This window comes from Bdellovibrionales bacterium (genome assembly GCA_018266295.1).
In the GTDB taxonomy this organism is placed as follows: Bacteria; Bdellovibrionota; Bdellovibrionia; order Bdellovibrionales; family Bdellovibrionaceae; genus JACMRP01.
Genome location: JAFEAQ010000006.1, coordinates 156,992 through 169,911, shown reverse-complemented (window position 1 = coordinate 169,911; position 12,920 = coordinate 156,992). Strand labels below are relative to the sequence as shown.

Genomic DNA, 12,920 nt, shown 5'->3' with positions numbered 1-12,920 from the left:
GCACAAAAGACAACAGATTCTTTTCTGTTCTACCCTGAACCGTTGACTCAAAACTCACCTCCTTGAGACGATTATTTTTCAAATAATTTATCCAAGGAGAGGATATGAAATCGTTCTTAGGCGTCGCTATTTTACTAGCAGCAACTTCAGTTTTTGCTTCTGATTTATCGATCAAAATGACAGGAAGTACATCTTATCTCATCAATGCAAGTGCGCAATCTTGTACGAACATTGTTGATGTCTATCAAAATCCCAGCGCACAAAGAGTTCTAGATATTGCGGCTTATTATATGAACTATCAAGGGGCCACTCTTGAATGGAACAATAAAACTGACACAGCAATTATTTCTCGTATGGATCTTGATTTTCCGGCATTGGGCTATCGCTGCACGATTGCAAGCGAAGAACTTCAGGCTCTCTTTTTTGACTTCACAAACAAAGCTAGTTGGGATGGCACTTTAGGGCCGGCATCTTACAGTAATTTGGCGACAGTGCGCGAGACAGGTTCTCTTTGCAGAATTCGGTGTGGCAGCGTTACAGTAAGCAATCCCAAAGATTCTTTCACCACTTCAGGCGAGATTACTGTCTACGGAATGCAAAGATCTTCTGGTGGCCAAGAAACACCTATTTCTGCAAAAGCTCCGCTGAACTTGATCTACCAGTAAAATCTGTTCAAGCTTCCAGCCACGTAATTATTCCCACAAAGCGGGGAGAGCAATCACTTCGACATCAAGCCCGTGAAAACGGGCTTTTATCTTTTTACCAACTACAGGGCAGATCAGATCCAGTCACTGTTCTAGTTTTATGAAGGGAGGCAACAGTTTGTTTATTCTAAATGGGACCGCCAATTGACAATTCGAACGCCGTTCGGGTCGACTCAGCAGTGCTCATCAACTTTCAAGGTAATACCGGAGCCTCGCAGTCGCGCGCTCAATATGGCACCAATGTCACGGGCAATACGGCGGCGGTTTCGCTTTTCATTCTGCGAGACATCCAAACAATCACCGGGAACACCGGAGCGCTCTGTATTAGTGCGCAGAATATTACGACCATCAATGGCTCGACCGGAACGCATCAGATTATCGCGATGAACATCGGAACTATCACTGGCAATACAGGGACGATGTATATTTACGGTGCAACGGTTAATAAGGCGCGTGCGAACACCGGAGATATATGTCTTTATAATGGTGCGAAAGTTTTAGATTACGATTCTTCGAACACGGGCCGCCTCAGAACCGACTGCCCGTAAAAAGTGAACTCCCGGCGTGTAGCCAGGAGTTCGGTTGCGGGTGTTTTGGTGTGTTCTAGCTTGAGGCTAGTGTGATTTGCTGTCGTACACGCAGGCTTGAATTTGGCCGGCATACACATTGGCCGCTTTGTAAGCCTTATCCATCACATAATGATCGTTGTTAATTGCTTCCTTCGGAAGGATCGAACCGCTTCCTGGAGGAACGCCATAGTTATCACAGAACACATACTCTGCATTGTACAATTCAATACCGAAGTATTTCTTGAACTCATCAGTGTATGGCGGCTTGTAGTACAAACCAGTGAAGATATACTTTCTGAACGCATCGCTGTTTGGATCAATCAATTTATTGATGACGTCCAATTGCGCAGCTGTTGGCGCTGTGTATGGATAAGCGTTGGCATCACAACGATCCATGTAAGAGATAATCGTTGCGCGGCTTGGAGCTCTGTAACTCGCAGGCACACTGTCACGCAGTGGGCAGCCGAGAGCCATGATCTTCGCTAAGTAACAAGCTTTCTGACTAAGACCCGCTTCAACACAGTCATCCTTCGCGACAGGCGTTGGAGTTGGCGTCGGAGGAACAGGTGTTGGAGTCGGCACAACCACAACTGGAGTTGGTGTTGGTGGCACCGGAGTTGGCGTTGCTGGTACTGGCGTAGGAGTCGCCGGTACTGGTGTTGCCGTTGGAGTCGGAACAACAACCACTGGAGTCGGTGTTGGAGGAACTGGTGTCGGCGTAGGGACAACCACAACCGGAGTTGGAGTTGCTACAGGAGTAGGAGCAGGAGTTGGGTCTACAACCGGAGTAGGATCTACAACTGGCGTTGGGTCTACTACTGGTGTTGGATCAACCACTGGAGCCGGCGTCGGCTCTTGTCCTGGAATCCAGCCATCTGCTGCTGGAGTTTCAGATTTAAGTACTTCGGAACCGTTTTGCATGAATCTCATGTTTGCATCACTGCAAGCACTTAAGAGATACACTGAACACGCAATCATTGTTGTCTTTGCAAAAATCGATTTCATAGAAGTCTCCGTTTTTGAGTTCAACCTTCTAAGAGGCAAAGTCTAGGCCAGGTGTTTTCGCAAAAAATCGAAACGAGTCTAGGTTTGCAAGTCGTGGGAACCTCGATGAAATCTCAATCGGAGAATTGGCGGAAATCTGTCCAAAGTTTTTCAATGCCAAAGATTCACGCAGAAAAATCCCGAAATTTTACGGGACCAAAGGAGCTCACCGCGATTCTTTCGGGAGCAACACGTGTTTCGGAAGAGGGGAAATCTAAAAACTTGTCGAAATTGTCAGCGAATGGGCCGCGGACACGCGCGGTGAATTTTCGGAATCTTTTTTGAACTGTCTAATCACTAATCGTTCAAAGCAAACAGTCCGTTCAGCCCCACCACTCGACGTGCGACCCAGCAGACAATAAATGTCGGCAAGAATGCTTCGAAACCAAAAAGTTCCCACGCCATCACGGCGCCGGTCCACGGAATATGTGAGGCCGAGGCGAAGACGCTGATGAGGCCTAAGCTCGCAGCGTACAGCGAGGGGAGTGCAAGCCAATAAGAAATCGTCGCCCCCAAGGTCGCCCCCACCGCCATCATCGGCGTGACTTCACCGCCCTTTAGGCCCGAAGCGGAAGAGAGAATCGTAAAGACGCTCTTCCAAGCAAAATCAAAAGTTTGAACTCCGCTGGTCATTGCCGCATCAATCAAGTTCACGCCAAGGCCGTTGTAGCGGATATCTTTCATCAGCAATGTCAGCAGCGCCACGATCACGCCGCCAATAGCAGGGCGAATCCACGCCACCGGAATACGACCGAAGACATGCTTTTCAAGATAATGCATTAAAACGATGAAAACCTTCGCACAGACTCCAAACGCGACACCCAAGCAAACCCACTTTGCTCCAAGCAGAAGGTCCCAGTGCAACGCCACGAAAACTGGATAGGCTTTGTGGTGTGCGCCCCAAGCCAGCGCCGTCCAATGGGCACCAAAAGAAGAAAGCACACAGAGAGGCAAATAGCGAAGTGTCCAACGACGAGTTGGTGTCACCTCCACCGCAAACAGGGCCCCTGCCCAGGGCACTCCGAAGACCGCGCCAAAACCAGCGGCAAGACCGCAGCGCACGTAAGCTTGACGGCTGAATTTCAAGTTCACGCGTTTTGCGAAAACATCGCGCCAGAATTCGCCAAGCGCTGCTCCGAACTGCACCGCCGTGCTTTCGCGGCCGGTGGCGGCGCCAAAAACCTGACTGAGAACCGTGAAACTAAAAATAAAAAAAGCTGTGATAAAAGGAATCAGGGCTTGTTTTTCTTCAACGCCGTGGAGGATTTTTTTCGTCGACGGAACTTTTTTGCCAAAGAACCAATAAGTCAGGCCAGTGACTAATCCAAGAATGGGTAAGATGAAAATCAAATAATCATGCTCAACGAAAAAGCGCGAAGCCAGTTCTAACAGATACAAAAAGAGCGCTGAGACGCTCCCGACCGTGAAAATCACAAAAATCAGGCTCAAAAGGCCAAACAGAATTGCCCACATAGGTTCTTCTGTTGTAGCCTTTGCTCAACAAACTTCAAGGAATTTGTATGCTGAAGTACTTCACAGGCTCATTTATCGCAACCGTCTTTGGACTCATTCTCGCTTCAGGGGTGGGCTACTATTATTCAGGCACCACTGCCGGGGCTTTGCAGGCACTTTTTATCGCGGCCGTTCTGGCGGTTCTCGAAATTTCTTTGTCGTTTGATAATGCCATCGTCAATGCAGTTGTTTTAAAAGAAATGACACCGATTTGGCGTCAGCGTTTCTTGACCTGGGGGATGCTCATCGCGGTGTTTGGCATGCGCTTGATATTCCCACTCGCGATTGTCGCGGTGGTTGCCAAGATAAACCCCTGGGAAGCTCTGATGATGGCGGCGTTCAAGCCGGATCAGTATGCTTCGCTCATGACCTCAGCGCATTTGGCAGTGGCGGCGTTTGGCGGAACCTTCTTGCTGATGGTGACACTGCGTTACTTCTACGATGAAACCAAAGACATCCACTGGATTGCGCCGATTGAAAAACCTCTCGCAGCTTTGGGTAAGATTGATGCCATTGAAATCGGTCTGACACTTCTGACGCTCATGATCCTTTCTAGCTTTATTGCCACAGACACTGAACAGCTGACTTTCATTCTTGCGGGGATGGGCGGCTTGATCACATACGTGGTGACGGATGGCATCGGTGGAGTCCTTGAGATGTCTCAGGAAAATATGAAAGACATGCACAAAGCGAGTGCTGGTATGTTCCTTTACCTTGAGGTCCTGGATGCTTCGTTTAGTTTTGACGGTGTGGTCGGGGCTTTCGCGATCACTCACAATCTGTTCATTATTATGATTGGTCTCAGTATCGGTGCGTTCTTCGTGCGATCGCTGACGATTCTTTTTGTGGAAAAAGAAACTCTTAGCAAGTTTCTTTACCTCGAGCATGGCGCGTTCTATGCGATCGGCTGTCTTGCGATGATTATGCTGATGGATCCGTTCCTGCATATTCCAGAATGGGTGACGGGTCTTTTGGGCGCGTTTGTTATCTTGATTGCTTTTTATTGGTCTGTGCGCTTTCCAGGAGCACCATCCCGAGTGCGGCACCAAGAATCAGCAGAGCCCCACAAGCCTGCCATCCATTAAGACGATCGCCCATTAAAACATAGGCAAAAAAGAAAGCATAAGGACTCTCAAGCAGAAACAGCATACTGGCTGTGGTGTCTGAGAGAACTTTTTGCGTTCGCACTTGAATATAGAATCCTAAGACACTGCAAGCGGCGGCCAAAATGAACAATCCCGCAAGTGATTGCGGATTCACCGGGCCGGTTTGAATTTTCGGCATCAAAAAAATCGCCGGCACAATGATCGCCAGCGACCACAAAGTTTGGAAGTTATTCACGCGAAAGGCGTTTTGAATGCGATGAGTGAAGCGGCCAATATAGATAATGTGTGCCGTTGCGCCAATGGCTGCCGCCAAAGTCCATAAGTCGCCAATATTAATATCTGAAACCAGTGTCTCAAACCGCGCATCCATCAGTAAGAAGGTTCCTGCGAGGGCGCAGGCGATGAGGATAAATCCAAAGAGCGGAAGTTTTTTCTTAAAGAACAGGGCGTTTGCCACCGGCACGAACACCACGTACAGAGTCGTAATGAATCCGCTCTTCGTTGCCGTGGTGTATTGCAAACCGATGGTTTGCATCAGCAAAAAAGTTCCTAGCAAGAGACCGGCAGGGATGGAGCCCTTGAAGTCGTCTTTCCATGGAGTTTTTTCTTTTTGGCGGATTTGCGAAATCAGGTAAATGATTTCGCCAATAACGAGGGCGCCCGTAAAGCGGCAGAGGAGAACACCTGCGGGATTCCAAGTAGTCAGTGCCCACTGGGTCGCGACAAAACCAAAACCCCACAGGGCACCGGCAAAGATCAGCTCAAATACGGCTTGGCGTTCTGTCGGCTGCCTGAGGCTCATGAATTAATCGAAAGCTTCTGTCCAGAGACGGGTCTTATCAAAACCATCGACCTCAAGAAGCTGGTGTTTTACTTCCTTAATCATGCCGCCATTGCCACAGAGATAGAAAGTTGTCGGAATTTCTTTGTAGTTATATTCTTTGATAAAGTGCTGAACGTAGCCTTTTTTGCCGGTCCAATGATCACTCGGACGACTCAGAACAAATTCATACTTAAAGTTCGGGAACTCCGCTGCGAGAGCATCGAGTTCCTCTTTAATGTAGATATCTTTCTCGGTACGAACACCGAAGAGCATGCGGTACTGAATGTGTGGGAAGATTTCTTTTTTTGAAACCAAGTAAGACAAGTGCTGAGACACGCCTGTGCCGGTATTCAGGAACACCACTTGATCTGTCGGCGGCTCTTGGAAGAAGACTTTTCCGAACGGGCCGGTGAATTTGAGGCTTTCTCCACCTTTCAATCCCCAGACGTATGTCGAAGCTAGACCATTTTCTACGAACTTAAAAAGCAGTCGGAAACCGTTCTTGACGCGCTCGTCAGAAGCAATGGAGTACGCGCGCAAAGCTGGCTTAGAGTCCGGGACCGGAACGTGAAGCATGACGAATTGACCTGCTCGATATTGAAAACTTTCAGGACTTTCGGTTCTCAAAACCAATTCACGCACGTTGTGGGTGTGATCAATGATTTTTTCGACCTTCATCGAATATACAGTTCTGGCTGCGGACATCTATTAACCTCGGCAAAATTAGAAGACTCAGACTGCCTTGAATAATTCAAAAAGTCTAGACAGTCCAATCATTTAACTTGTGGCAACACATATCCTTTATTACCATAAAAATGTGAATTTAATCGAGTGGTTAGAAGTATTCAGAACGACCTCAAAAAAAGCTTCCATCCGGAGGCTATTTTTACTGTTTCTTGTTTGCTTAACGACGCAAGCAGCTTACCCCCAAGACGAAGATGGAATCGTGGAAGACACTCCTGCAGAGGCGCCGATCTCGGCTCCTCAGGAGACGGCTCCTGTTGCTTCGCCAGCAACGGCCTCGCCGTCAACGAACGCTCCCCCATCTGCTCCGGTGGCGGCCCCAACTCCGGCTGTCGCAGCAACTCCGGGCGGAGCCGAAGATCTCGCAAGCCCGGCAGTGCAAGAGGCGCCGGAAGCTCCGGTCGCAACACCGACACCGAAGCCAAAAGTAGTTGAAGAAAGAAAGCTCGGCCAAAAAATGGTTTTGAAAACAGCTCGTACCGAAGAGTATTCAAAGCCTGTGTACTTCGAATCCATGGACAATCTTTTGCCGACAATGGAACTCGAGTACGACTTAAACGGCAACAGCCTTCGTGTCGGTGACACTGTTATTGATGATCAGTCTTTCTTCTTTGCGATGGTTCCGCTCTCGCGCTTCCATCCGAAAATGCAAAATGTCTTAGGCACCCGTGAGGCCCAGAAAATCGCTCTCGTTTTACGCTGGCCTGAAAATCTGCAACAGACGGGGAAGCTTGAAATCATCGCCCGCACCGGTGCGGTGTTGTGGAAGGACGAAATCACTCAAGCCAAACGCGACCAGTGGAAAACCACTTTAGACACTTGGAAAAAGGGTCTGAGTGATCGCGGTGTGAGGGGTAAATTACCTAAGACGAGCGTCTTTTCTACTCAGTACGGTATTATCGATGTTGCGGCTCAAGGGATTAAACCTTTTAGTGAGTCGTTCCGTTTCTGTTTAACTCAAGCAGAAGGCCGCGCGCAATCGCGCCTGTGCTCGCAACGTTATGTGATTCGCGGCTCGGGCAAACAGCTGTCGATGGCAAAAGTGAAAACCCCGGTTCCACCGCGCGTTCTTTTGCAGTCTCAGCCGGCTCCATTAAAGCAAAATGCTCCGGTTCCTCGTGATATGCCGACGGCGTTCTTCGCGGAACTTGCCAGCGGTGAAAGCTACGAATTCATTGCGACTCCGAACAAGCTCAACCTTATGGATTTGACTGACACCAAGAAGCCGGACCAAATCCGTATCGTCGCTTGGGGAACGCGTCCGACGATTCCTTCGGTGGTTTTAAACCCAGATGATTATTCTTCATTCACGCGGGCGATTGGTTTTCAGTCGACGATCGGGGATATGCGTAAGTTCTGGGAAGCGACCATTAGCTCTGAAGATCCCAAGCTCTACTTGCCGGGGCAGGGGGGCGGTCTCTTTACGCAGCGTTTTGAGCTGTCGGAAGTTCCGCGGGCCAACGCACGTCCTTATTTGCATGTCACGACTCCGATCGGAACTTATGTTGATGACGTGAAACTTTTTGGTAGGAAACTACCGGAAGTCAAAGTGACGAGCTTTGAAAACTCCATCGAAGTGGATGAAAAAGATCCGAGATATTTCCTGTGGCGCTTTAAGGCCGCGGACCGTGGTGAGATCAACCGCAGTTACTTGAGCATGGAGTATCAGGGCAAAGAGTACAAAGCGTTCTACGAGATCTACAAGGGCTTTCCGCGTGAGTTGAGTTTGCGCCTGTCAGGCTTGCTGTCATCTTCGGGAGAAGCTCTATTCTTGGGCGAGGCCGCTTACAATCAGTGGTTTGAAAACTTGATGGGGTGGACAAACTATTACGTCGGCCGCCAGCGCTGGGGTATCAGTGCCAAGTACTTTAAGTCTTTGACGAAGCTGACAGTGGATAAGACCAAGGGGATCAAAGCGGATTTGTCCGTTGCCAATGCGGACTTGAAATATCGATTCTCTCCAGGGATCTGGGGCCGGGACGAAACGGTTGGGGCGATGCTGGATTATCAATCCGTGGAGTTCGCGCAAATCAAGGCTCCAATGTTCGGGGTCGGCGCTTTCTGGGGCCGTTCAATGCCGAAAGTTTTCGATGACTTGATCAACTATATTCCACTGATGAGATACCAAAAGTGGGTGGATATGGAGTTCATCTTCTATCCGGTTTCATTGTCTTCGGATGTAAAATTGAATACGAACTTTGCGCTTAATTTCCACGGGAAAGTCCTGTGGACGAAACATTGGTTTGGCGAGGCCGGCTTCGGTTTGAAGCGCTACGCAATCATCGACCAAAAGCAGCAGCAGCAGGCGACACTGAATACTTTTTACGGAACCTTCGGGGTGGGCTTGAGCTTCTAGGCAAGTTTTGCTAGAAGCTCCCCATGTCTCTTCGCTTTGTTATTTTCTGTGCATTCTTACTGGTGGTTCTCACGGTGCTTAACACCGGCGGGATTGTCTTTTAGGCGTCAACTCCGCTTTAGAGTTGCGCAGACCTCTCGGTTTCTTCTTCAATGAAAAGAATTTCCCCTTTAAGGTGGGGGTCTTTTTTCTCCTTCAGCAGTTCGGCCTCTTCCCGGGTGAGGCCACTGGCTAAAATATCATATTCATTTCCTTGGGGCCACTGACTGTAATACCAAACCAAGCGGTACTTTTTGTCGGGAGTGGCGTTGGGCAGAGTTTCTTTGGTGACCATAATCTCGATCTTGGTTTCTTCTTTTTTGGAAGTAGCCGTGGCAACGGCACTCTGGATGTCCAGCGGATGCTCGGCTTGTTTTTGGTACATATTTCTGAGCTCTTCGAGTTTTTGTTCAAGCTCATCTTCTTGGAATTTATCTAAAGAAGTATAGAAAATGCGCCCGCCAAACCGAGCCAGATCTTTAAGAACAATATCAATTTCCGGGCCGCGCATTAGCATGAAGAGGGCTGAGGAGTTCGCCCTCATTTCTTTGCTGAGGTCTTTCATTTTATTATCATCGAGACCAAAATCTGTGAATTTACCAATCGCCGCGCCGAGCAGGGCTGCGGGGACCCCCAGGTAAGGCAGTAGCACAAACCATCCCAGGATCGTTCCCAGGGCGAGGCCTCCAAGTGCGCCGATGACATACAAATTGTTTTCTTGATGAAGATGAACGCGGCCATTGGCATCTTTCACGACGGCGCAGGCGTCGGTGAGCTCGATGGCTCCAGCGCGCGAAAGCTTTTCCAGAGCTTCCATTGCGGCATCAGCGGAATGTGGGTCAGGATAGAGGACCGCGAATAAGTCAGACATCGAAGCCTCCTATGGTTAGCTTCGATTATAAAACGAATTGTCATCGTCTCAGTGGATATTTTCTTCTTAAGGGGGAATGTCGTTAAAACTCGATAGGCTCTCAAATAACATTTTACTTAGAAATAATTTGAAAGACCCACTCTGAAAGCAAAACCTGTTGAGGTGATGCTCGAACTGCTGATGGTGATTTTTTGATAGTCATAGCCGAGGTCGCCGCGGATGGCTGTTGTGTTCGTAAGACCAAACCATTTGGCGCTGAACCCCGCAAAGAGGCCCAAGAGGTTGCCACCGCTGCCGCTTTTAGGTGAGTAGGTGCCGTAGGTTCCTTCGGCAGTGGCGGCATAGACAGTGGATTCGCCATTGCGGTTCGGGTTAAAGTTATAATCGAAAAAGCCGCCGGCGCCGACGCTGCTGTAGTGGAGCGCCTGATAATCCGAATCGACGCTTCTGTAGATGAGAAGCGGACCGGCCTCATAACTTCCGAGATTCCAGCCGAAGCGCGCCAGTAAATTCATGTCAGAGCTGCTCGAGCTGAGGCTCGCGCTGGCAGTGCCGCTATTGATGCTGGTTGTGTCTGTGCCTGAACGGAAGCCGAAGCTGCCGCCAATGATGTGATCACGAGTGCCGCTGACGCCGCTGGTGGAAGAGCTGCCGCCACCGAGAGAGTAGGTTCTGCCTTGCGAGAGGGTGCCGCCCGAGATTTCGATCACGGCTTTATTGCCTTTGACCTTTTGCACAGTAATTTGTTGGGCGAAGCCCATCGAAGACGTCAAAAGTGATGCCAATAAAACGGCTCTTTTCATGGGGACCTCCGTGGGCTGTCGAACTGAGTTCTGTTTAAAGTGTTTCAATCTGAGATTAGAATGTCAACAGACGTAAACAACGCCGCTCCTCCTTGGGAAATGCCTTAAGAAAACTCCTCAACAGGACGAAAAGAAAGTGTGGGGAGGGCCTCCTATGTCTTCGTCGTGGGGTGATGTTCCGAGCTGGGCTTATGATGCAGCTCAAGCGCTAATGCAATCTTTGAAAGTTGTTGATCCGGGCACGTATGCCCATTGCCTCCGCGTTGGCGAAATGGCGCGCAAACTTGCTCGCGATGCAGGCCTCAATGAGTATGAACAAAAGATGGCGGAATTCGCCGGGATCTTCCATGACATTGGTAAGATCGGTGTCGACCCGGAAATCATCGGCAAACCTGGCAAACTGGATCCCCGCGAACTCGATATCATGAAAAATCACCCTTGCATGAGTGAACAAATCGTTCGTCCTCTTGCAACTCACAGTTTCTTCCGTGAACTTCTCGCTCCGATCCGTGGTCACCACGAACGCATGGACGGCGAGGGCTACCCAGACAAACTCATTGGCGAAAAGATCAATGTGCTTTCTCGTGTCATTCTTGTTGTCGATACCTACGATGCGATGTCGCAGACTCGCGCTTATCGCAAAGGTCTTCCGGACGACATCGTTTATGCAGAATTAAAACGCTGCTCAGGAACGCAATTCGATCCGCAACTGGTGCGCATTTTCTTGCAGGCCCATCCAACGTGGAATGCCCTCGAGACGGACAAGGAAACATTCCATCACTTGATTAAAAAGATCGCTTAGGGTTCCAATCTTTCAGCGGAAAATAGCAAGGGTCTGGCGGAACGCCGGACCCTTTGTTTTTTAAAGCTCTTGTTCCAGAGTATCGACAGAGACTAAATCACAGAGGCTGCCTCGAGTCGAGTAGCCACCTTTTTGTGGTGTCATCATGAATTGGCAAGCATCATAGCCGCGCATTTTTAGCTCGGTGATCAGCATATGCAACGTACTTTCAGGCAGGCTTGGCTCGCGTGATAGAATCCAGCCGTACTTGCGATTCGGATGGCCGACAATCGCATAGCGATAGTTGGAATCAAGATAGGTAATCCAGTACTTACCACCGAAAGTGTAAAAGTAATTATCGCCGATATGAGCAAACGTGACCTTCAGTTTGGCGTTGGTTTCGGTGTCGACGACTTTAGCGCGGCCCTCGCTGGCAATCCGGCGATGATCTTCGGTTTCGCAGGAGTTGTAAACGCGCACGCGGTTTTTGCCGATGATTTCATACTCGGCCGTTGTGTCGGACACACATTTACGCTGAAAGTACTGGGGGATTGAGGCGATTTCGTACCATTTGCCGACGTAAAGGGTGAGGTCCACGTGGTCGACGGTGGTCAGAGGATCTGCAGAAGCAAAGCCACCACAAACAAGCAAAAATAGAAAAACAAGTTTTGATTTCAACATGAAAGCCCTCCTTCGCCTCGTTAAGGTATCAGGAGGATTTCGTAAATCGTTGACGATGGTGTATTACATCGAACAAAAGGTTCGTAGCGTTACATTTTGTTGGTAGATTCGAAAATCTTGTCAGCCGACTTCGCAACAAAGCCCTGATAGAGCTTGCCGTTACTCAAAGCATAACGTTTCGCGAATTCGTAGTAACATCCCGGAATATTGTGCGTACCATCACTAAATTTTACCGGAATTTCACTCGCCATCGTTGAGCTTTGCTCAAGGTAATCCGCTGGAGTGCCTTTCACTTCGCCGCCGGACTTGTTCAAAACAAAACCCTTTGCTGTGACAAACTTATTCAAAGTCAGGATGTCGTTAAATTTCTTCAAAGGATTGATGAACACTGTGAAGTGGTTCGGTCTAAAACCGTGCGCCGCAACCCACGAAGCGTATTCACTTTCCTTCGCCAGTTTCTCATAGAGCTCATAGCTCATATTCCAAGGACGGCCAGACAAAGTGAAAGTCTCAGAGTTCAAAACAGCATCCGGAATCTGATCCACCAGCTTGTTCACAGTCTCGCGAATGAACGGAGAGACTTTTTCAAGCTCGAGTTCACTGATGAAGATCTTTGGCAAAGTCTCGTCAGAGTGTTGCCAGTGACGTGCGTAGAGTTTCTTTTCAGTGAAGTGATACTCGTTGTCGGCCATTTTGTAGCCCATGGCTTCGAAGTGTTTCGCCATTTGACGGATGCCTAAACGCGGGTGATTGAAAGTGCGCAAAGCAATATGGTCGTTCAAAACCGTTTCGCCCTCAGCGACAAAAAGATCATGGATCTTCTTAGCGGCCGGGTTGAGTTCGCAATAGTCCTTCCACATCATGTCGAGAAGTTTTTGAATGGTCAT

13 protein-coding genes are annotated in these 12,920 nt (G+C 49.0%); 5 read left to right on the top strand and 8 right to left on the bottom strand.

What is annotated here, in order from left to right; translation table 11 throughout:
* The first annotated feature begins 104 nt into the window (after positions 1 to 104).
* Positions 105 to 665, top strand: coding sequence for a hypothetical protein (locus tag JSU04_05000; protein MBS1969638.1), 561 nt, complete (start codon positions 105 to 107; stop codon positions 663 to 665).
* Positions 666 to 835: 170 nt separating this feature from the next.
* Positions 836 to 1,252 carry a hypothetical protein gene (locus JSU04_04995; GenBank protein MBS1969637.1) on the top strand — a complete coding sequence of 139 codons (417 nt, stop codon included), beginning with the start codon at positions 836 to 838 and terminating at the stop codon, positions 1,250 to 1,252.
* 66 nt (positions 1,253 to 1,318) lie between these two features.
* On the opposite strand, the gene JSU04_04990 is transcribed toward JSU04_04995, so the two are convergent.
* Both JSU04_04990 and JSU04_04985 read right to left on the bottom strand, forming a co-directional pair.
* The gene (locus JSU04_04990; protein MBS1969636.1) at positions 1,319 to 2,278 is read right to left on the bottom strand and encodes a hypothetical protein; all 960 of its coding nucleotides are present in this window, start codon (positions 2,276 to 2,278) and stop codon (positions 1,319 to 1,321) included.
* Positions 2,279 to 2,614: 336 nt separating this feature from the next.
* Positions 2,615 to 3,790 carry a chloride channel protein gene (locus JSU04_04985; GenBank protein ID MBS1969635.1) on the bottom strand — a complete coding sequence of 392 codons (1,176 nt, stop codon included), beginning with the start codon at positions 3,788 to 3,790 and terminating at the stop codon, positions 2,615 to 2,617.
* Positions 3,791 to 3,837: 47 nt separating this feature from the next.
* Here JSU04_04985 and JSU04_04980 point away from each other — a divergent pair, with 47 nt between their 5' ends.
* Positions 3,838 to 4,914, top strand: coding sequence for a DUF475 domain-containing protein (locus tag JSU04_04980; protein MBS1969634.1), 1,077 nt, complete (start codon positions 3,838 to 3,840; stop codon positions 4,912 to 4,914).
* Here the strand turns inward: JSU04_04980 and JSU04_04975 are convergent.
* A complete protein-coding gene (locus tag JSU04_04975; GenBank protein MBS1969633.1) occupies positions 4,814 to 5,737 on the bottom strand; it encodes a DMT family transporter in 924 nt (307 codons plus the stop codon). The two genes, JSU04_04980 and JSU04_04975, sit on opposite strands and share 101 nt — an antisense overlap.
* A gap of 3 nt (positions 5,738 to 5,740) precedes the next feature.
* Positions 5,741 to 6,463, bottom strand: a complete 723-nt coding sequence (locus JSU04_04970) for a phenol 2-monooxygenase (protein ID MBS1969632.1) — start codon at positions 6,461 to 6,463, stop codon at positions 5,741 to 5,743.
* Between the two features lie 241 nt (positions 6,464 to 6,704).
* Between JSU04_04970 and JSU04_04965 the strand changes: the two genes are divergently transcribed.
* Positions 6,705 to 8,858, top strand: coding sequence for a hypothetical protein (locus JSU04_04965; protein MBS1969631.1), 2,154 nt, complete (start codon positions 6,705 to 6,707; stop codon positions 8,856 to 8,858).
* Between the two features lie 118 nt (positions 8,859 to 8,976).
* Here the strand turns inward: JSU04_04965 and JSU04_04960 are convergent, their stop codons facing one another.
* Positions 8,977 to 9,768 carry a DUF1269 domain-containing protein gene (locus JSU04_04960; GenBank protein MBS1969630.1) on the bottom strand — a complete coding sequence of 264 codons (792 nt, stop codon included), beginning with the start codon at positions 9,766 to 9,768 and terminating at the stop codon, positions 8,977 to 8,979.
* 116 nt (positions 9,769 to 9,884) lie between these two features.
* The gene (locus JSU04_04955; protein ID MBS1969629.1) at positions 9,885 to 10,571 is read right to left on the bottom strand and encodes a hypothetical protein; all 687 of its coding nucleotides are present in this window, start codon (positions 10,569 to 10,571) and stop codon (positions 9,885 to 9,887) included.
* A gap of 154 nt (positions 10,572 to 10,725) precedes the next feature.
* On the opposite strand from JSU04_04955, the gene JSU04_04950 reads away from it, so the two are divergent.
* Positions 10,726 to 11,373 (top strand): HD domain-containing protein, encoded by a 648-nt coding sequence (locus JSU04_04950; protein ID MBS1969628.1) that lies wholly within the window; start codon positions 10,726 to 10,728, stop codon positions 11,371 to 11,373.
* A gap of 60 nt (positions 11,374 to 11,433) precedes the next feature.
* Here JSU04_04950 and JSU04_04945 read toward each other — a convergent pair whose 3' ends face one another.
* Together JSU04_04945 and JSU04_04940 are read right to left on the bottom strand one after the other, a co-directional pair.
* Positions 11,434 to 12,033 (bottom strand): lipocalin family protein, encoded by a 600-nt coding sequence (locus JSU04_04945; GenBank protein MBS1969627.1) that lies wholly within the window; start codon positions 12,031 to 12,033, stop codon positions 11,434 to 11,436.
* Between the two features lie 89 nt (positions 12,034 to 12,122).
* Positions 12,123 to 12,920: a DUF1338 domain-containing protein gene (locus JSU04_04940; protein MBS1969626.1), complete on the bottom strand. Its 798-nt coding sequence runs from the start codon at positions 12,918 to 12,920 to the stop codon at positions 12,123 to 12,125.